This window comes from Halorubrum sp. AD140, from assembly GCF_034497445.1.
Classification (GTDB): Archaea; Halobacteriota; Halobacteria; order Halobacteriales; family Haloferacaceae; genus Halorubrum.
On sequence record NZ_JAXRUU010000299.1, the window covers coordinates 1 to 1,099 of the forward strand.

A 1,099-nucleotide genomic window follows, 5' to 3' on the forward strand; every position below is an offset into this window, starting at 1 on the left:
CGTACGGCGATTCGGTCGTGCTGGGTGACGAGAGGTATCAGGCCTTCCCGACCACCGAGCAGTTGGCCGCACGCACCGAGGAAGAACTCCGAGACCTCTCGCTCGGCTACCGCGCGCCGTACGTGCGACGGACCGCGGAGATGGTCGCGAGCGGCGAGGCCGACCCGCTGGAGGCGGCCGGTCTCCCCTACGAAGAGGCCCGCGAGTCGCTCACCCGGTTCGTCGGCGTCGGGGACAAGGTCGCCGACTGCGTGTTGCTGTTCTCGCTGGGGTTCCTCGAAGCGGTGCCCCTCGACACCTGGATCCGCACCACTATCGAGGAGTACTACCCGGACTGCGACCGCGGAAGCTACGCCGAGACCTCCCGGGCGATCCGCGAGCGGTTCGGCGGCGAGTTCGCCGGCTACGCCCAGACGTACGTGTTCTACTACCTCCGCGCCGGCGGCGAGTGACCGAGGGATAGCCGCCGGTCGACCGCCTCGGCCCGTCGCGGCCGAAGTTTGATACTCGTTCGCGTGGTACTCCCGCGCGTGATGGACTGTCGAGTCGTCGTCGAGGCCGCGGTTCCGGTGTACGACGTGGAAACCGCCGACGAGGCGGTCCGGATCGCCATCTCGAAGACCGGCGAGATGCTCAACCCGGATCTCAACTACGTCGAGATCGACACCGGGACGCGCACGTCGCCGAGCGGCGAGCGGCTCGACCCGGCGTTCGTCGCGGCCGACGAGGCGCTCGTCGCCTTGGAGCTTCAGATGGACGTGTTCAACGTCGACCGCGGCGAACACGCCAGCCGCGTCGCGCGCAAGGAGATCGGCAAGCGCCTCCGAAACATCCCGCTGAAGGTGCTGTCCGTCACCGAGATCGACTCAGCGGGGAGCGACCGCACGGAGGGGCCTTCGGCCGCAGAGGAGACGGCCGAATCGGACGGCGTCGGGGACGGCACCGAGCGCTGAGCGGCGGCCGCGGCGCTGGTCGTCGTTCGTGCGGTCGGCGAGGAGGCGCAGTAGACGTTTCAGTCGGCCGTCGGGGCCAGCGGCTCCGATTCGGACGACTCCATCGGCTCGGTGATTCCCTCCGTCAGCTTGAAAACGGCCGCTTT

General features: G+C 68.9%; 2 protein-coding genes and 1 pseudogene. 2 read left to right on the forward strand and 1 reads right to left on the reverse strand.

Annotation, left to right across the window (positions count from 1 at the left end; genetic code table 11):
• Both U4E84_RS18345 and U4E84_RS18350 read left to right on the forward strand, forming a co-directional pair.
• Window positions 1-452 (forward strand): DNA-3-methyladenine glycosylase (locus tag U4E84_RS18345; protein ID WP_369698433.1); only part of this gene is annotated, 452 nt, incomplete at its 5' end.
• Window positions 453-533: 81 nt separating this feature from the next.
• A complete protein-coding gene (locus U4E84_RS18350; RefSeq protein WP_322533495.1) occupies window positions 534-953 on the forward strand; it encodes a DUF555 domain-containing protein in 420 nt (139 codons plus the stop codon).
• 59 nt (window positions 954-1,012) lie between these two features.
• On the opposite strand, the pseudogene U4E84_RS18355 reads toward U4E84_RS18350, so the two are convergent.
• Window positions 1,013-1,099 (reverse strand): annotated as a pseudogene (locus tag U4E84_RS18355) (metal-binding protein); the annotation flags it as partial.